At 39.1% G+C, this 20,185-nt stretch carries 13 protein-coding genes; 6 read left to right on the top strand and 7 right to left on the bottom strand.

The window, feature by feature from the left end; all coding sequences use genetic code 11:
* Positions 1–35 precede the first annotated feature (35 nt).
* The 3 genes from HT720_RS02425 to HT720_RS02415 are packed head-to-tail and all read left to right on the top strand — an operon-like array spanning position 36 to position 2,165.
* A complete protein-coding gene (locus tag HT720_RS02425) occupies positions 36–677 on the top strand; it encodes an amino acid ABC transporter permease (RefSeq protein WP_061423889.1) in 642 nt (213 codons plus the stop codon).
* 9 nt (positions 678–686) lie between these two features.
* On the top strand, positions 687–1,316 hold the full coding sequence (locus HT720_RS02420) for an amino acid ABC transporter ATP-binding protein (protein WP_173274603.1): 630 nt from the start codon (positions 687–689) through the stop codon (positions 1,314–1,316).
* Between the two features lie 12 nt (positions 1,317–1,328).
* A complete protein-coding gene (locus HT720_RS02415; protein ID WP_173274602.1) occupies positions 1,329–2,165 on the top strand; it encodes an amino acid ABC transporter substrate-binding protein in 837 nt (278 codons plus the stop codon).
* A gap of 277 nt (positions 2,166–2,442) precedes the next feature.
* On the opposite strand, the gene HT720_RS02410 is transcribed toward HT720_RS02415, so the two are convergent.
* The 7 genes from HT720_RS02410 to HT720_RS02380 form a co-directional block, all read right to left on the bottom strand.
* On the bottom strand, positions 2,443–2,790 hold the full coding sequence (locus tag HT720_RS02410; protein WP_173274601.1) for a PedC/BrcD family bacteriocin maturation disulfide isomerase: 348 nt from the start codon (positions 2,788–2,790) through the stop codon (positions 2,443–2,445).
* Between the two features lie 111 nt (positions 2,791–2,901).
* Positions 2,902–4,620 (bottom strand): phospho-sugar mutase, encoded by a 1,719-nt coding sequence (locus HT720_RS02405; RefSeq protein WP_173274600.1) that lies wholly within the window; start codon positions 4,618–4,620, stop codon positions 2,902–2,904.
* Between the two features lie 311 nt (positions 4,621–4,931).
* A complete protein-coding gene (locus HT720_RS02400; protein WP_173274599.1) occupies positions 4,932–5,882 on the bottom strand; it encodes an Rpn family recombination-promoting nuclease/putative transposase in 951 nt (316 codons plus the stop codon).
* Between the two features lie 193 nt (positions 5,883–6,075).
* The gene (locus HT720_RS02395; protein WP_173274598.1) at positions 6,076–6,975 is read right to left on the bottom strand and encodes an Rpn family recombination-promoting nuclease/putative transposase; all 900 of its coding nucleotides are present in this window, start codon (positions 6,973–6,975) and stop codon (positions 6,076–6,078) included.
* Between the two features lie 209 nt (positions 6,976–7,184).
* Complete coding sequence (locus HT720_RS02390) at positions 7,185–8,120, bottom strand: Rpn family recombination-promoting nuclease/putative transposase (RefSeq protein WP_173274597.1); 936 nt, start codon at positions 8,118–8,120, stop codon at positions 7,185–7,187.
* 191 nt (positions 8,121–8,311) lie between these two features.
* Entirely contained in the window at positions 8,312–9,259 is a 948-nt protein-coding gene (locus HT720_RS02385) for an Rpn family recombination-promoting nuclease/putative transposase (RefSeq protein WP_173274596.1), read from the bottom strand.
* A 191-nt stretch (positions 9,260–9,450) separates the two neighbouring features.
* Positions 9,451–10,410 carry an Rpn family recombination-promoting nuclease/putative transposase gene (locus HT720_RS02380; RefSeq protein WP_173274595.1) on the bottom strand — a complete coding sequence of 320 codons (960 nt, stop codon included), beginning with the start codon at positions 10,408–10,410 and terminating at the stop codon, positions 9,451–9,453.
* A gap of 440 nt (positions 10,411–10,850) precedes the next feature.
* On the opposite strand from HT720_RS02380, the gene HT720_RS02375 reads away from it, so the two are divergent.
* The 3 genes from HT720_RS02375 to HT720_RS02365 all read left to right on the top strand — a co-directional run.
* Positions 10,851–11,975 (top strand): YSIRK-type signal peptide-containing protein, encoded by a 1,125-nt coding sequence (locus HT720_RS02375; protein ID WP_173274594.1) that lies wholly within the window; start codon positions 10,851–10,853, stop codon positions 11,973–11,975.
* Positions 11,972–18,943 (top strand): LPXTG cell wall anchor domain-containing protein, encoded by a 6,972-nt coding sequence (locus tag HT720_RS02370; protein ID WP_173274593.1) that lies wholly within the window; start codon positions 11,972–11,974, stop codon positions 18,941–18,943. Before HT720_RS02375 ends, HT720_RS02370 begins: the two co-directional genes overlap by 4 nt.
* Before the next feature lie 101 nt (positions 18,944–19,044).
* On the top strand, positions 19,045–20,185 hold a 1,141-nt coding region (locus tag HT720_RS02365), incomplete at its 3' end, for a G5 domain-containing protein (RefSeq protein WP_173274592.1).

The raw sequence follows: 20,185 nt of genomic DNA, 5'->3' as shown, positions 1-20,185 counted from the left end.
CTATAATAGGAACAATTACTTTTAGGAGGTGCAGTATGTCTTATTTATTTGAGATATTACCGAGTTTACTGAATGGTGCGAGCACGACTGTACAGGTCTTTGCACTGGTCTTGCTATTTTCGATTCCTTTGGGCGTTTTGATTGCCTTTGCCTTGCAAGTCCATTGGAAGCCCCTCCATTATCTGATTAACATTTACATCTGGATTATGCGGGGAACCCCCTTACTCTTGCAACTGATTTTTATCTATTATGTGCTCCCGAGTATTGGGATTCGTTTGGATCGCCTTCCTGCTGCCATTATTGCCTTTGTTCTCAACTATGCGGCTTACTTTGCAGAAATTTTCCGTGGGGGAATTGACACTATTCCAAGAGGACAGTATGAGGCTGCCAAGGTCTTGAAGTTTAGCCCTTTTGACACAGTACGTTATATTATCTTACCACAGGTGACCAAGATTGTTCTTCCTAGTGTCTTTAATGAAGTCATGAGTTTGGTCAAGGATACCTCTCTGGTTTATGCTCTAGGCATTTCAGACCTTATCTTGGCGAGTCGAACAGCTGCCAACCGTGACGCCAGTCTGGTTCCTATGTTCTTGGCAGGAGCCATTTACTTGATTTTAATTGGGATTGTGACAATTATTTCCAAAAAAGTTGAGAAGAAGTATAGTTATTATAGATAGGAGGCTGCCATGTTAGAATTACGAAATATCAATAAGAAATTTGGAGACAAACAAATCCTGTCTGATTTCAGTCTAAGTATTCCTGAAAAGCAAATCCTGGCTATCGTTGGGCCTTCCGGTGGAGGTAAGACAACTCTTTTACGTATGCTTGCAGGTCTTGAAACTATTGATTCAGGGCAAATCTTTTATAATGGACAACCTTTAGAGCTGGATGAATTACAGAAGCGCAATCTACTGGGATTTGTATTCCAAGATTTTCAACTGTTCCCTCATTTATCAGTTCTGGACAATTTGACTTTATCGCCTGTGAAGACCATGGGGATGAAGCAGGAGGAGGCTGATAAGAAGGCGCGTGGTCTCTTGGAACAATTAGGACTAGCAGGGCATGCAGATGCCTATCCATTTTCATTATCTGGTGGGCAAAAGCAGCGGGTGGCCTTGGCGCGTGCTATGATGATTGACCCAGAAATCATTGGCTACGATGAACCAACTTCTGCCCTAGATCCAGAATTGCGCTTGGAAGTGGAGAAGCTAATCTTGCAAAATAGGGAACTTGGGATGACCCAGATTGTGGTAACCCACGATTTGCAGTTTGCTGAAAATATCGCAGATGTATTATTGAAAGTAGAACCTAAATAGGAGGAAAAATGGATGAAAAAATGGATGCTTGTATTAGTCAGTCTGATGACTGCTTTGTTCTTAGTAGCTTGTGGGAAAAATTCTAGCGAAACTAGTGGAGATAATTGGTCTAAGTACGAGTCTAACAAGTCTATTACTATTGGATTTGATAGTACTTTTGTTCCAATGGGATTTGCTCAGAAAGATGGTTCTTATGCAGGATTTGATATTGATTTAGCTACAGCTGTTTTTGAAAAATACGGAATTACGGTAAATTGGCAACCGATTGATTGGGATTTGAAAGAAGCTGAATTGACAAAAGGAACGATTGATCTGATTTGGAATGGTTATTCTGCTACAGATGAACGCCGTGAAAAGGTGGCTTTCAGTAACTCATATATGAAGAATGAGCAGGTATTGGTTACGAAGAAATCATCTGGTATCACGACTGCAAAGGATATGGCTGGAAAGACATTAGGAGCTCAAGCTGGTTCATCTGGTTATGCGGACTTTGAAGCAAACCCAGCGATTTTAAAGGATATTGTCGCTAATAAGGAAGCGAATCAATACCAAACCTTTAATGAAGCCTTGATTGATTTGAAAAATGATCGAATTGACGGTTTATTGATTGACCGTGTCTATGCAAACTATTATTTAGAAGCAGAAGGCGTTTTAAACGATTATAATGTTTTTACAGTTGGACTAGAAACAGAAGCTTTTGCGGTTGGAGCCCGTAAGGAAGATACAACTCTGGTTAAGAAGATAAATGAAGCTTTTTCTAGGCTTTACAAGGACGGCAAGTTCCAAGAAATCAGCCAAAAATGGTTTGGAGAAGATGTAGCAACCAAAGAAGTAAAAGAAGGACAGTAAGATAAAATAGTGGCTGAGACTGCGTTTTGATTAGCAAAACGTAGTTTTTTTGTAATCTAGGAAAACGATAATAGCGATTGAATCTGGATAATTGAATATGGAATAGCCCACTGTGATTTCTAAAGCATTGTTAAAAATTGATTTGACTTTCAAAATTAAAATGTTCTGTAATGAAATGCTGATGTAACTGTTTTAGGAACAATAAAACGCATAATATCAAGGTTTTTGCACCTTACATTATGCGTTTTTGTGATTTTAAAACTTGTTAGCTGATTTTTTACAATCCTGCGAAATCTTTGATTTCTTGTGCTGACATTGAAGAGTCGCAACGGACATTGATTTGTCCATCCGAAATGTGAACGAAGCCGGGTACAGTTGGGATTCCGTAGCGTGAGCGGAATGCTTGCAACTCATTGAGTTGGCTTGCTTCTTCACTATTGATGAAGTAGATGTGAGCTTTGGTTTCAGCTACGACACCTGCCAAAGTACCTGCAAATTTACGGCAGTAAGGGCAAGTTTTGCGACCGATAAAGAAGGTTGCAGTTTCTTTTTTGTCAAGAGCTTCTTGCGCACGCGCAACTGTAGTGACTTCAAGGTCTTTGATATTATCTAAAAATTGTTCCATGAGATTACCTCGCTTTCATTGATAAGTCTAGTATGCCATAAAGTTTCTAAAATTGCTTAGATTTGATACGAAAAAAAGATGAGATCGCTTGGTCTCATCTTTTATAGGGCTTTATTTTACAAAAGCATTGATTTCTGCTTCGATGTTAGCAATTTTAGCTTGTGATTCTTCGTTGGTTTCACCTACAACTGCAATGTAGAACTTGATTTTTGGTTCTGTCCCTGAAGGGCGAACGGCAATCCATGAACCGTCAGCAAGTGTGTATTTCAAAACATCACTTGGAGGTGTTGTCAAGTTTGTAACAGTTCCGTCAGCAGCAGTAGCAGTTTGAGCCTTGAAGTCTTCTACGACAGTGATAGCTGTTGCGTTCCATTCTTTTGGAGCATTGTTGCGGAATTTAGCCATAATCGCTTTGATTTGTTCAGCACCATCGACACCTGAAAGGGTAACAGAGATTGTTTTTTCTGCATAGTAACCGTACTCTTTGTAGATTTCTTCGATGCCGTCAGCAAGGGTCAAACCACGTGAACGGTAGTAGGCAGCAAGTTCAGCAACGACTAGAACGGCTTGGATAGCATCTTTATCACGTACGAATGGTTTAATCAAGTAACCGAAGCTTTCTTCAAATCCCATCATGTAAGTGTGATTGTGTTTTTCTTCGAATTCTTGGATTTTCTCAGCGATAAATTTGAAACCTGTCAAAACGTTGAACATGGTTGCGCCGTAGCTTTCAGCAATCTTCGTTACCAAGTCAGTTGATACAATCGATTTGCAAAGGGCTGCATTTTCAGGAAGAGTTCCAGCGTTTTTGTGGGCTTCCAAGATGTATTTAGCCATGATAGCGCCGATTTGGTTACCTGAAAGGTTGAGGTAGCTACCATCTTTTTGAAGAACTTCAACACCAACACGGTCAGCGTCTGGGTCAGTTGCGACAAGAACATCTGCACCAACTTGACGACCAAGTTCTTCAGCAAGGGCAAAGGCTGCTTGGCTTTCTGGGTTTGGAGATTTTACAGTTGAGAAGTCTGGGTCAGCAGTTGCTTGAGCTTCTACGACTTGAACAGAGTCAAATCCTGCTTGGGCAAGAGCACGACGAGCCAACATTTCCCCAGTACCATGAAGTGGTGTGTAGACAATCTTCATGTCTTTACCAAATTCTTCAATCAAGGCTGGGTTGATGTTTACGTCCTTAACTTCTTTAAGGTATTCTACGTCAACAGCTTCGCTGATAACTTCAATCAAGCCCGAAGCTTTTTCAGCCTCCACATCAGCAACTTCAACTGCAAATGGGTTTTCGATTGCACGGATATAAGTAGTCAAAGCGTCCGCATCGTGTGGAGGCATTTGTCCACCGTCTTCACCGTAAACCTTGTAACCGTTAAATGGTGCAGGGTTATGGCTGGCTGTGACCATGATACCCGCGAAACAGTTGAGGTGACGAACTGCAAATGATAATTCTGGAGTTGGACGAAGGCTTTCAAATACGTAAGATTTGATGCCGTGTTTGGCAAGAACTGCCGCAGATTCAAAGGCAAACTCTGGTGAGAAGTGACGGCTATCGTAGGCGATTGCGACACCACGTTCTTTTTCGTTTCCACCTTTTGACTCAATCAAACGAGCCAATCCCTCAGTAGCTTGACGAACAACGTAGATGTTGATGCGGTTTGTACCAGCACCAATCAGGCCACGCATACCTGCAGTACCAAATTCAAGATTTGTATAGAAGGCATCTTCCTTTGTTTTTTCGTCCATATTTTCCAAATCTTGACGAAGGTAGTCAGGAAGCTCTGCAAAATCAACCCATTTCTGGTAATTTTCTTGGTAAGACATTAAAATTCTCCTTTATTTTTAAAACATTTAATCAGTTTGATTATATCATTTTTTTTAGTTTTAGTAAAACCTTATCTGTTTCGAAAATCTCTTCAAACCAGGTCAGATTGAATTTGGGGTTTATACGATGTTGAGGCTAGGAAAAATTCAATCTCAGTAAAAAAGTAAGTCTTCTCATAATAAAANNTTTTATTATGAGAAGACTTTTACCCAGCATTTTTATACACAACCTCAAAACAGTGTTTTGAGTAATCTGTGACTCGACATTTAGTTCTAAGAATACCAGCTTGACCAGATGGTTTTCTTGACCGTTATTGGTGATAATCTTCTAGCAAGGCTTCAAACTCAGCCACAGTCATTCCCAATTGCTGGCTGGCAACCTCGGAAGTCAGAATACCTTGACGTACTAGATTTACTAAACCTACTTTTAATCCCTCTTCAATGCCTTCTGCTCGCCCACGCTCTAAACCTTGTTCAATCCCCTCTGCACGACCTCTCTCTAACCCTTTTTCCTCCGCTTGTTCCAAGGCATAGTCCTGTGCTAACAAGGCTTGTTCTTCACGCATACGTAGTTGACTAAACATTTTCCTGTCCTCCTCGGACCAGCTTTTATAGTCTAGCAGTTGGTCTGCCTGGCTAATGGCTCGCTCGGGTTGTTGAGTAAAGGGTTTGTTCCCGAAAAACTCTAACCATGGTTTGCGAATACTATCTTTGCTGGTTTCCCTATATTTTTTTAATTCCAAGAATGCCATTTTAACTAGATGGTTTTCTTGACCGTTATTTGTGATGGTTAAGACCTCACCTGTCGTGTCCTCTCGCATGCTAAAGCTATGAAAAGCTTGATCATCATGGAAGTAGTTACTATCGACAATTGCAATAGCGTATACTGGTGCAATGTGTTTGTAACTCTGGTGAGTATTTCCTTCTTGTTGGCGAATTTTTTCTAGGTTTTGATTGACCTGACTACATAGATAAGCCCACAAGCGATTGATGAAAAAATTCTGATGATGCACTTGAATCTCAATGATTACCTGAGTTCCATTATCCAACTCCGCTAAGACGTCTATACTGGTATAGAAATCCTGCGCCGAGTAAGGCAGGGAAGGCAAGACATGAATATTGCTCCCTTCCAAAATGGTTACATTTTTGGCTGGTAAATCCAGCATATCGCGGATAAATTGACAAGTGATTTCTGGATTGCTGAAAATTTTCTTAGCAACCAAATCGTTGGTCGGGCTAATGCCCGGATGACGTACAGTCATATTTCATCTCCTTTCATTATAGCACATTTTTAAATCTAGGTTTACTAGATTCGATGCTTCTATCTATTTATTCGGAAAAGAAAGTGAAAAGTTCAAACTTTCCTAACAAAAAAGATAGCTAATCTCTTTTCCATCAAGAAATTTAGCTATCTTTTTTAGGTTGTTTTAAGACTGCATAACGCGTACAGATTTCTCACTTATGTTCTTTCAACAGTGCCTCAAACTCAGCCACAGTCATACCCAGCTGTTGGCTGGCAAATTCAGTGCTTAATACATGTTGGCGAACTAGATTTGCTAACATTGCGAAACCGCCTTCAGCTCTCCCACGCTCCAAGCCCTTTTCCTCAGCTTGTTCCAAGGCATAGTCCTGTGCTAACAAGGCTTGTTCTTCGCGCATACGTAGTTGACTAAACATTTTCCTGTCCTCCTCGGACCAGCTCTTGTAGTCCAGCAGTTGATCTGCTTGGCTGATGGCTCGCTCAGGTTCTTGGGTAAAGGGCTTATTCCCGAAAAACTCCAACCACGGCTTACGAACCTCGTCTTTGCTGGTTTCTCTGTACTTTCTTAATTCCAAGAATGCCATCTTAACCAGATGGTTTTCCTGTCCATTGTTTGTAATTGTTAAAACCTCACCTGTCGTGTCCTCGCGCATACTAAAACTATGAAAAGCTTGCTCATCTGAGAAGTAATTACTATCTACAATAGCGATTGCGTAAACTGGTGCGATGTGCTTGTAACTCTGGTGTGTATCACCTTCTCGTTGGCGAATTTTTTCAAGATTTTGATTGACCTGACTGCACAGATAAGCCCACAGGCGATTGATGAAAAAATTCTGATGATGAACCTGAATCTCAATGATAACCTGTGTCCCATTGTCCAACTCCGCCAAGACGTCTATACTGGTATAGAAATCCTGAACCGAGTAGGGTAGAGAAGGCAAGACGTGAATATTGCTCCCCTCCAAAATGGTCACACTTTTGGCTGGTAAGTCCAGCATGTCGCGGATAAATTGACAAGTGATTTCTGGATTGCTAAAGATTTTCTTAGCAACCAAGTCATTAGTTGGGCTGATTCCCGGATGACGTACAGTCATATTTCTTCTCCTCTCATTATAGCACATTTTTTAATCTAATTTACTAGATTTGATGCTTCTATCTATTTATTCGGAAAAGAAAGAGAAAAGGTCAAACTTTCTTGAAAATAACAATACATTAAGTAAAAAAAGATAGCCAAACTCTTTACATCAAGAAATTTAGCTATCTTTTTTAGTTGTTTTTGTACAGTGTAATATTTACAGATTTCTTACTCATGTCTTGCCAATAACGCCTCAAACTCAGCGACAGTCATGCCTAATTGCTGGCTGGCTACCTCAGAAGTCAGAAGACCTTGGCGGACCATATCTAGGAAGGCAAAAAGTTTTCCACGCTCTAGACCTTGTTCAATCCCTTCAGCTCGTCCACGTTCAAGACCACGCTCCAACCCTTTTTCCTCAGCTTGTTCCAAGGCATAGTCCTGTGCTAATAATGCTTGTTCTTCACGCATACGTAGTTGACTAAACATTTTCCTGTCCTCCTCGGACCAGCTCTTGTAGTCCAGCAGTTGATCTGCTTGACTGATGGCTCGCTCGGGTTCTTGAGTAAAGGGTTTGTTGCCGAAAAACTCTAACCATGGTTTGCGAATACTATCTTTGCTGGTTTCTCTATATTTTTTTAATTCCAAGAACGCCATCTTAACCAGATGGTTTTCCTGTCCATTGTTTGTAATTGTTAAAGCCTCTCCCGTCGTATCCTCTCGCATGCTAAAACTATGAAAAGCCAAGTCATCTGAGAAGTAGTTACTATCCACGATTGCGATAGCGTATACTGGTGCGATATGTTTGTAACTCTGGTGGGTATCACCTTCTCGTTGGCGAATTTTTTCGAGATTTTGATTGACCTGACTGCATAGGTAAGCCCACAGGCGATTGATAAAAAAATTCTGATGATGTACTTGAATTTCGATGATAACTTGCGTTCCATTATCTAACTCCGCCAAAACATCTATACTGGTATAGAAATCCTGTGCCGAGTAAGGCAGGGAAGGTAAGACGTGAATGTTACTTCCCTCTAAAATGGTCACATTTTTGGCTGGTAAATCCAGCATATCGCGAATAAATTGACAAGTAATTTCTGGATTGCTAAAAATCTTCTTAGCAACCAAGTCATTAGTCGGGCTAATGCCCGGATGTCTGAGAATCATATTTCCTCTCCTTTCATTATAGCACATTTTTAAATCTAATTTACTAGATTTGATGCTTCTATCTATTTATTCGGAAAAGAAAGTGAAAAGTTCAAACTTTCCTAACAAAAAAGATAGCTAATCTCTTTTCCATCAAGAAATTTAGCTATTCTTTTTAATTGTTTTCATATCGTATAATATTTACAGATTTCTCACTCATGTCTTGCCAACAGCGCTTCAAACTCCGCTACGGACATATCCAGTTGCTGGCTGGCTACCTCAGAAGCCAGAAGACCTTGGCGGACCATATCTAGGAAGGCAAAAAGTTTTCCACGTTCAAGTCCTTGTTCTAAACCTTTTTCGATGCCTTGTTCAATCCCCTCTGCGCGACCTCGCTCCAACCCTTTTTCTTCAGCTTGTTCCAAGGCATAGTCCTGTGCTAACAAGGCTTGTTCTTCACGCATACGTAGTTGACTAAACATTTTCCTGTCCTCCTCGGACCAGCTCTTGTAGTCTAGCAGTTGGTCTGCTTGGCTGATGGCTCGCTCGGGTTCTTGGGTAAAGGGCTTGTTCCCAAAAAACTCCAACCATGGTTTGCGAATGCTATCTTTGCTGGTTTCTCTATATTTTTTTAGTTCCAAGAATGCCATCTTGACCAGATGGTTTTCTTGTCCATTGTTTGTGATGGTTAAAACCTCACCTGTCGTATCCTCTCGCATGCTAAAACTGTGGAAAGCTAGATCATCTTGGAAATAATTACTATCCACAATAGCTATTGCGTAAACAGGTGCGATGTGTTTGTAGCTCTGGTGGGTATCACCTTCTCGCTGGCGAATTTTTTCTAGGTTTTGATTGACCTGACTACATAGATAAGCCCACAAACGATTGATGAAAAAATTCTGATGATGAACCTGAATCTCAATGATTACTTGAGTGCCATTATCTAGTTCAGCTAAAACGTCTATACTGGTATAGAAATCTTGGGCTGAATAAGGCAGGGAAGGTAGTACATGAATATTGCTCCCCTCCAAAATGGTCACATTTTTGGCTGGCAAGTCCAGCATATCGCGAATAAATTGACAAGTGATTTCTGGATTGCTAAAAATCTTCTTAGCAACCAAATCGTTAGTTGGGCTAATGCCCGGATGTCTTAGAATCATCCTTTTCCTCCTTTTATTATAGCACATTTTTTAATCTAGGTTTGCTAGATTCTCTGCTTCTATCTATTTATTCGGAAAAGAAAGTGAAAAGTTCAAACTTTCCTAACAAAAAAGATAGCCAAACTCTTTACATCAAGAAATTTAGCTATCCTTTTTAGTTGTTTTTGTATCGTGTAATATTTACAGATTTCTCACTTATGTTCTTTCAACAGTGCCTCAAACTCAGCCACAGTCATACCCAGCTGTTGGCTGGCAAATTCAGTGCTTAATACATGTTGGAGAACTAGATTTGCTAACATTGCGAAACCGCCCTCAGCTCGTCCACGTTCAAGTCCTTGTTCTAAACCTTTTTCGATGCCTTGTTCAATCCCCTCTGCACGACCTCTCTCTAAACCTTTTTCCTCAGCTTGTTCCAAGGCATAGTCCTGTGCTAACAAGGCTTGTTCTTCGCGCATACGTAGTTGACTAAACATTTTCCTGTCCTCCTCGGACCAGCTTTTATAGTCCAGCAGTTGGTCTGCTTGGCTGATGGCTCGCTCGGGTTGCTGGGTAAAGGGTTTGTTCCCGAAAAACTCCAACCACGGCTTGCGAATGCTATCTTTGCTGGTTTCTCTGTATTTTTTAAGTTCTAAGAACGCCATCTTAACCAGATGGTTTTCTTGTTCGTTATTTGTGATGGTTAAAACCTCACCTGTCGTGTCCTCGCGCATACTAAAGCTATGGAAAGCCAAGTCATCTGAGAAATAATTGCTATCTACGATTGCAATGGCATAAACGGGGGCGATGTGTTTATAACTCTGGTGGGTATCACCTTCTCGTTGGCGAATTTTTTCAAGATTTTGATTGACCTGACTGCACAGATAAGCCCACAGGCGATTGATGAAAAAATTCTGATGATGCACCTGAATCTCAATGATAACTTGGGTTCCATTATCCAACTCCGCCAAAACGTCTATACTGGTATAGAAATCCTGCGCCGAGTATGGCAGGGAAGGTAGTACATGAATATTACTTCCCTCCAAAATAGTTACATTTTTTGCTGGTAAATCCAACATATCGCGAATAAATTGACAAGTGATTTCTGGATTGCTAAAGATTTTCTTAGCAACCAAATCGTTGGTCGGGCTAATGCCCGGATGTCTGAGAATCATATTTCCTCTCCTTTCATTATAGCACATTTTTTAATCTAGGCTCACTAGATTCGATGCTTCTATCTATTTATTCGTAAAAAGTAGAAAAAGAGTAGAAAAAATGTCAAATTGTCTCATTTTTAAAGAAATAAGTGTAAAAGTTAATGGAAATCTAAAAGCAAGCTGGAAAGGTCTCAAAGCACGGCGCTGAGCTTGCTGATAGGAGGAAGTAAGTCCATAAGATGCACACGACAAGGCAAGGATGATGAGGCTTCATCTTTGGTGTTGGCTTACTGATGATGGACTTCTAACCTAGCTTTGGTCTTAGTAAAAAGAGTCGTCTTTCCATTCAAAAAATTTGAAGTTTCAAGCCGACTGGTGTATAATATATTCATGAATTGTATTCTATTATATAGGAAGTAATAGGGCACAATATATATATATATATATGGAGTGTAAGAATGAATCATCCAGAAAAACAATTAAAATATAGTATTCGGAAAGTGAGTGTTGGTGCAGCTAGTGTTGTCATTGGGGCGCTCTATCTTTTGATGGGAGCTGGGATTGCTCATGCTGAGGGCATGGAGTCAGCGAGAGAAGCTGAGAGGGCAGCAAACCCGACAGATGCAGAACAGTCTGGAAATGGAGAGACAGGAAACAAGCCTGACCTCAGCAATACAGATGCAGCAGCAAACACCTACAATGCTCCAGTAGCTGAAAATCCGCTAGTAGCTCCAGAAGCTGCCAAACCTCGTCGGACTAAAAGAGAATTACCTGATGGGGACGCAAGTAATTCATCGAATGGAGCTACAGGGACTGAATCAGGAGAGAACCAGCCAACAGGTGAAAATTCACCTGTACTGGATGCCAATCGTAAAGGTGACATAGTAAAAGACAATCAGCCTGGGGTACGTGTACCTAAAGATGGAGAAAAGGGTGGGGATGATAAGAATGCCCACTTAACATTTGATACTCCTGCTGAAAATGCTACAGTTGAGTACATGTACAAAATCATCCAAAATATGCCGGATGACTTCCAAAACAACGAGCGTTCATACTTGAGAAATATGAACACCCTTGGGGATGCACTGAGATTTAAAGACGGAAAAGTCGTTAAAGATGAAGATGGCGAGAAACTACAAGATGGTGAAATTCGTGAAATTAACGAGTTCGGTGGTTGGAAAGCTATAAACGGTGGAACGTTCGCCATCGGTAAGAAAAATGCTCAAGGGTATTTCACTGGTTGGTACTATAAAAAGGGTTCAACCACAGAAAAAGAGCAAGGTGGAATGCTGGGTTCTGACGCCCTGGACCGAGTCTACCTTCACGAGCAAGCCCTAGATCGTCGTTTTAATTACATGTTAATGCTTGCCAAAGGACGTACTATCGCCAATAAAGATGATAAAGCACAAGATAACTCTCAGTTTGATATAAAGACAGCAAATAACAAGGATAATAAAGAGAAGCTTGATAATTTACCTGTAAAAGAGAAGGAAGATATTCTCCAACATTCTCCAAATATTGAGGGATTCAATGGAATAGAAAAACCTTCACTGCCTTTTCTACCAAATATGGAAGTCGCTTGAAAATCGACTTTGTAACAGGATATATCTCAGACTATGAAGGGTCAAAAGGGACCTATCGTATCGTTGTTAAAGCGATTAAAAAGGATAAGAATGATACTTCAAAAGAAGTGGAAGAGACCATCTATGACCATACTATTAACAGAATTGACGGAGTAGTAGAGAATGAAGAACGCTATAGCCAAGGTGTGGATTTAAGTGGGTTTAATAAAGTAATTAAAAAATTATTGAAGCTTGAGTACGATAAAAAAGTTAATATTCTTGCAGATGCTAAATATAAGGAAAAATATGGTAGAGTAAAAAAAGTTAAAGAGAAACTAGACGCTTTAAAAGAGGAAGTAAAACAAGAACTTGCTAAAAGTGGAGACGTTATATATGAGTTGCCTATAGATAAGGATAAATTACATGAAAAAAAATTCAAAATGGAGACTAATTTTCAAGAAAACTTTGTTAGATGGGGAAATGAATTAAATACTGTATTAAAATCAATAACGGATGGAGAGGTGCAAAAAAACTCTCCAGCATGGAATAATGCTTCTATGGAAAAAAATGCAGATGGAACAATAAAAAGTAAAGACCCAGATCGTGTCTATAAATTATTGGATTTTGTATTACCAACTGCGAAAAAAATTATCTATCATGCAGATACAGACCAATTAGAACTCCAAACAGACCCAGAAAAAGTAGACAAACATCGTAAAGAGTTAAATGCTAGACTAGCAACTAAAAAAGCAGATTTAAAAACTGCTACAGATGAAACTGAAATAACTAAACTAAAAAAAGAAATCTCTGTCTTAAAAGCAGCCATTGGATCCACAAACGCCTACACTTACCTGGAAGCAAGAAACGGTAGTCAAGAAGCAAAAATCCTTGGCTCACACATGGAAGCGGAAACTAAACCTTCACCAACTGAGATGAAGGAATCTGACTATAACAAATATTATACTAATGAACTTGCTGCGCAACATGATTCGAAGGATGATGATGGTCTTAAAGCATTCACTGCCTACTTTGTTGAAAAAGAAAACGTTATACGTAATAAGGTAATTTCTGATGAGGAATTATCCAAAGAAATTACTAAGGCAATTGGTGGAGATCGGGATAAACTAGGTAAAGGGGGTTACTTCTCAACAGGGGATATTCCATTGGACAAAGATGTCGTAGCCTATAAAATACAAGTGTTTGCGGAAAATAAAAAGCGTGTCGGTGTTAATAAGCAAAGTCCAAGACTTCAATATAACTTACCTATCCTAGCCGATTTCTCAGTAATCCAAGATACAGTAGAACCATCAAAAGAAGTAGCCAAACGGATTGTTGAGAAACAGATAAAAGAAAATAAAATCCCGCCAGAAGAAGGGGAAAAACTAAAAAGAAAAATTGATGAAAGTAAGAAAACATCGGAAGTTAGAAAAGCTATCTCAGGGAATGTAAAGGTCAAGTATGTCGATGAACAGGGACGAGATATACCACTATCTGATGAAGAAGCTAAAAAAGTCGGAGAAAAGTCTGATAATGGTACCTACCTTGTAGAAAAAGAAGCCCTTATTGGGTCAAGCTACGATGTAACAAGTAAGAAATTACGAGGGATTAACGCAGGTGAGAAAAAATACCGCCTAAAACGCTCTCTTGATAATACTGATGGCTTATATACAAATTCAGCAGCTGTCACAGGTTCAGTAACTTCAGCTGATAAGGTTGTAACATTTGTCTATGAAGAAGGGGAGCCAGCCAAAGCAAAAGCAGTTGTTCATGTGAAGAAGCAACAAGAAGCAGGAGACCCTGTCGAATTAGTTGACCATAAGCTAAATCTTGAAACAGAAGTAGGCGAAGAATTCCCATCAAAATCTGTAGAAGACAAAGTAAAAGAGTTGCAAAACTTAGGATATGAAATCGTCGATAATACCTTTACAAAGGGAACTCCTGATTCAAGAAAAGGAGACGACAAAGAGGATAAAGACGGAGAAGAGCCAACGCAGTCTTATACGATTACTGTAAGAGAAAAAGTGGAAACAGTAACAGAGCCGAAAAATCCAAACGATCCAGTAGATCCGAATAACGGAGAAGGACCAAAATGGCCAGAAACAGGACTAAAAGAGTCAGATCTTAAAAAAGAAGTAACAAGAACAATTACTTACGTTAAGAAAGAAACAGCGGATGGACAAGAAGAGCCAAGTGGAGTAGAAGATAAGGTAGATAAAGTTCTATTCAAACGAACTGCAACATATAATGTGGTTACTAAAAAAATCACTTATGGGGAATGGACGGCAACTACGGATGAAAGCCATCCAGCAAGTCAATTACCAGCAGTCGATACACCATTAAAAACTGGCTATGTAGCGGATATTAAACAAGTAGAAGGGCAAGATGCTCCAAAACCTACTGAGACAGGTGAAATAACAAACATTAACAAAAAAGTTGTTTATACTAAGTTAGGATCATGGGTACCGAAAATACCAGGAAAAACTCCAACACCGATTCCATATCCAAACAATCCGACAGATCCAACAAAACCTAAATATCCTGATTATCCAACAACACCAGTAAATCCAGGAGAAACACCAAACCCTCAACCTGAGAACCCAGGAGGAAATAACACTCCCGGTGGAGGCAATGAGACCCCAGGTGGTGAAACTCCAGGAACTCCTGAAAAACCAAAAACTCCAGAATTGCCGGTAATTCCATACGAACCAGGATACACACCAAAAATTGGTGAAACACCGTTAGAACCAGTTGATCCAAAAGATCCTAAAAAAGGATACAAGGTACCAGAAATACCAAAGGATCCTCAAAATAATACTATAATTGAGTACAAACCAAATCCACAAAAAATTCTTATCAAAGTTGTAAACGTCACAACTGGAGAAGAAGTAGAATTACCTAAAGAAAAACTTGAATTCAATGGCGTTTCTGATCAAGTAGTAACAACAGAAGATAGGGAAAAAGTTGATAATAAAATTGCATCTTTAAAACAACGAGGATATATCGTATCAACGAAGAACCCTATATCAGAAACAACTAAATATGATACAAAGGACGATTCTACAGAACCAACACAAATTTACAAAATTGTAGTAAATGAACTTATATCAAAAGATAAAGAAATTATACCAGTAACACGTACAATTAAATACGTTCAAATCGATGTTAAAGACGGAAAAGAAGTCAAAACAGAACTTAATACAGAAAAAATCAAAACAAAAGTAGATAAAGTTGAATTTTCAAGAGATGCATCTACTAGTTTGACAACATATATAACAAAATTTGGCAATTGGGATGCTGAAACAAAAGAGTTATTAAAAGTTGATACACCTGTATTAGATGGCTACCTTGCAAATGTCGCATCTGTAGAAAATAAAACTGTTCAACCTGCTACAGAATCATATGAGGTGACAGTTGAATACAGAAAAATTGGGTCATGGGTATTAACACCTCCAACAGGCGTAACGCCACCAGATGGAAGTAATTTTGAACCTAAACCATATCCAAATCACCCAACAGATCCAACAAAACCTGGAACACCAGTATACCCTGAGCCAGGAATTCCAAAGGATCCGAATACACCGGAACCGCCAGTAATTCCATACGTACCAGGATACACACCAATGGTTCCTACGGACCCAACAAAACCAGTAGATCCAAATACAAACCCACTGAAACCGTTGGTACCAGTAGAACCAGAACATCCAGGAAAAGGATATAAAGTTCCAGATTTACCTAAAACACCAGAAACGAATACACCGATTACGTATGAAGCAGATCCGCAAAAAGCAGTAGTTAAAGTTTATAATGTCAAGGATAGTGTGGAAACTGAATTAACGAATGACAAGTTAACAATGAATGGTAAAACTGATGAAGTTATTCCTACTCAATCATTGAAAGATAAAATTGAAGAATTGAAAAAACGTGGATATATTATTGATGAAGAGCCACTAAAAAATGGAGAAAAATTTGATAGTGAAAAAGATTCAGATTCTCAAGATCCTACTCAAGTATTTAAGTTGAAAGTACATGAAAAACTTGTACCAGTAACACCGCCAACACCAGAAAAACCACTTGAACCTGGAAAACCAATTGATCCAGATGTGCCGGTAGATCCTAATACTCCTGTTGATCCAAACACACCAGTATGGACAGAGGATTTAATCAATAAAGTTAAGAACGCGGAAACTACAAAAGAAGTAACACGTACAATTAATTATGTTGACGAATCAGGAACTAAGCTAACATATACGGATAACGGTAAAGAAACAAAAGAGCCAAAAACAGATAAAGTAACCTTTACACGTGAAGCTAAGATTAACGTAGTAACAGGTGAGATTACTTATGGAGAATGGACAGCTAAAGATAATGACACAACATTCGATGAAGTAACATCACCAGTAGTAAAAGGATACATCTTAAAATCAAATCAAGACTCACAAGGTAATTTGGTATCAACAGATGGAACAAGTGTAGCAGCAAGTGAAAACTTAACAGAAGCTTCTAAAAATCAAAATGTAAATGTGGTGTACACTAAGTTAGGATCATGGGTATTAACACCGCCAACAGGTGTAACACCACCAGAAGGAACGAATTTCGATCCAAAACCATATCCAAACCATCCAGCAGATCCAACAAAACCTGGAACACCAGTATATCCTGAACCAGGACAACCAATCACACCTGGTACACCGGTAATTCCATATGTACCTGGATACACACCAAAAATTGGAGACAAACCGTTAGAACCAGTTGATCCAAACTATCCGGAAAAAGGATACAAAGTACCACCAGTACCAGAAACACCAGGTAAGGATACACCGATTACTTATGAAGGAAATCCACAAAAGATTTTAATTAAAGTAGTTAATGTAACTACAGGGGTAGAAGTGCCACTAGACAATGAAAAATTAGAATTTAACGGCAAATCAGGAGAAACGGTTAAAGAAACTGATAAAAATTCTGTTGATGCTAAGATAACTTCACTAAGAAATCGTGGATACATTGTAGATACAGTAAATCCACTAACTGCAACTACAAAATATGATACAGAGTCTGACGCTGGAAAACAAGAACCGACTCAGACATATAAATTAGTAGTAAGAGAAAAAATCTCAGCTGATAAAGAGTCTACAACTGTAACACGTACAATTAAATACGTTAAAGTTGATGTTCAAGATGGAAAAGAAGTCAGAACAGAACTTAACACGGAAAAAATCACGATGAAAGTAGATAAGGTTGAGTTTTCAAGAGATACAACAACTAATCTAACAACAGGTTTAACGGAAATTGGAACTTGGAATCATGAAAAACAAGAGTTCCCTAAAGTAGATACACCAGTTTTAGAAGGATATTTAGCAAATAAAGTGTCAGTACCTTCTAAAGAGGTAACGCCAGAATCTGATTCAATAGAAGAAGTAGTTGAATACAGAAAAATCGGTTCATGGGTGCCAAAAGTACCAGGAAAAGAAGAACCGACACCAATTCCGTATCCAAATGATCCAGATGATCCAACTAAGCCTAAAACTCCAGATTATCCAACCACTCCGCCACAACCAGGGCAACCAGTACCGAAAGTGCCAGTGATTCCATACGTTCCAGGCTATACACCTAAGACACCAAACGGAACTCCATTAGTACCTATAGATCCAGAACATCCAGAAAAAGGATATAAGGTGCCACCGGTTCCAGAAACGCCAAATGATCCTAAGATGGATACACCAATCAAGTATACACCAGATGGACAAAGAGCTATTGTCAAATTTGTTGTCATAGGCGAAGATGGAAAAGAAACGGAGCTTGTTGCTTCAAGGATGTCGCTGACAGGTAAAACTGGAGAGAAAATCCCAACAGAAAACTTTAATGATACATTGAAGAAACTAACAGGTGACCCAGTTAATAATGGTGACTACGAGTTAGTAGACAATCCTCTGAAAGATGGAGCGACATTTGACAACGTAAAAGATGAAGAAGGAAAAGATCCGTCTCAAGTCTTTGTCGTGAAGTTACGTCAAATCTATGTTATTCCACCGACACCGAGAATTGTCGAACGTCCAAGCGGTAATACTGTAGAAGTTGACGTGCCAAATAAAGATGCTGATACTTTATCTATTACATTTACAAAACGAAACAGTACTGAAAAAGAAACTATCGTTACGAAGAAAGATAAAGATGGTACGTGGAAAATTGAAAAATCTCCAGTTGGAGTGACTATCAATCCGACGAATGGTCGTGTTTACATTCCAAGTGAACAAGTTCAACCGAAGACATGGGTAGATACGCAAACAAAACATAAATACAAACAAAGTAAGATTGTTAGTGTTATGCCGAATATTCTTGATGTACCTAAATTTGAAGGAACAACAGAATGGATTGACGTAAATGGAAATGTCTTAAGACCAACTGAAAATGGTTTACATGAAAAAGGTCGAATTGCAAATCATGTTTGGTTGGAAAGTCGTTTGGAAGGAAATAAAGTCACACATATTTTCTTTGCAGGTTCTCCATCTGTAGATAAGCCAGAATATAAAATTACAGTCTGGTTTGATAAAGATGGTAATCCACTTAAACCAGATCAACCAGGTACTCATGAAGCTGGAAATATTCCAGGATACAGATATATTACAACTGTAACGGAGGAAGGTATTACGATTCATAGATTTGAAAAGATACCGCCAGTTCTCCCTAACGAACCAATTCCAGATAGACCTGAGGAGCCGAGACCACAACCAAATCCAGAGCATCCAAGTGCTCCTACTCCAAGCCCAGAACTACCAAATCAAGAGACTCCAATACCAGAACCAGATACTCCAAGACCTGAAACTCCAGTGAGTCCAGATCCAGAAGTGCCGACTTATGAGACAGGTAAGAGAGAGGAGTTGCCAAATACAGGTACAGAGGCTAATGCTGGCTTAGCTGGGGCAGGATTGTTGACCTTGTTAGCAGGTTTGGGACTAGGATTCTTCAAGAAAAAAGAAGATGAATCCGAATAATATAAAAACGTTGCTTCTTGCCAAAAGTTGGATGAGTTATCTGGCTTTTGGCTCGGAGTTAACAATCTATAAACTAAAATAAATATTAAATTGAGGAAAATATGACAAGAAAATCAACTAAGAATAAAAAGTATGCTCTACGCAAAATCGGAAAAGTTTTCGGTTCCTGCGTGGTGGCTACTGTCCTTACCCTAGGTGGTGTTGCAATAATGGCACCTAATGTAGTCTACGCTTCAGGTAATGAATCGGGGGGAGAGCCTCAGGATATTACAGATTTAAGTAGTAACGCAGATGGGTATGAAGTACGAATTCCTAAAGGGAAAAAATATGTAGGAAATGACAAGATTGAAAGTACTGATCCTGTATTGAAACATAAAGGTCATGATGGTAGAAGTTTTATCTTAAAAGCTGAAGAAGCTGATAATCTGAGTAAAAGTGAAATAGATGGTTATTTTGAAGAAGAAGGAAATGAACTAGAAAATTTATTCACAAAATTATATGATGAAAACGAAGATCGTCAAACTGATGAGAAATATAAAAGAGAGGATGCTGCTACTATAAATGAGCATGCAGGTGACGATCTTACAGATGGGTCAGGTTTTAAGGAACCTAGAATAAGTGAAATTGACCCTAAATATCCTCATCGTGTTGATTCAGGGGTAACGAATATTACTGAGACATATGATAGTAATAACGATGGTAAACCAGATAGAGCTGATGGTATGATTGATGATCAAGATACTATTGTAGATGCCAATAAACCGATAACAGTCAATCCAGAGGCAGACGAAAATGTTGTAAAAGAAGATGGAACAGTTGTCTTATCTAAGTATTATCGTATTCATGTGAATAAAGGAGACACAGCTAATAAAGACGATGACATCTATGAAGTTGGTACAAAGCCAACAGTCACAACCAATGAGATTGATTTTAAAACGATTTATGAGCCAAATGATCAAGATGTTGCAGGACATCAAATAGAAAAAACTCCTGGTAAAAAAGGTACTTCTACAACGACAACTACCTATACAGTCAATCCAGAGACAGGTGCACGTACTGCGAATCCATCTACAACAGAGGAAACAGAAAAACCTGTTAATAAAGTTGTTTTAGTTGGAACAAAACCAAAAGTAGAAGAAAAAGAATTACCATTTACAACACGCTATGTAGAAGATAAAACCAAAGACAAAGATTATCGAGAAACAACTCAACAAGGTGTTAAGGGTAAGGAAACAAAAACAA

This window comes from Streptococcus sp. 68, assembly GCF_013277415.1.
Taxonomy (GTDB): domain Bacteria; phylum Bacillota; class Bacilli; order Lactobacillales; family Streptococcaceae; genus Streptococcus.
This window is presented reverse-complemented; position numbering and strand designations above follow the sequence as displayed.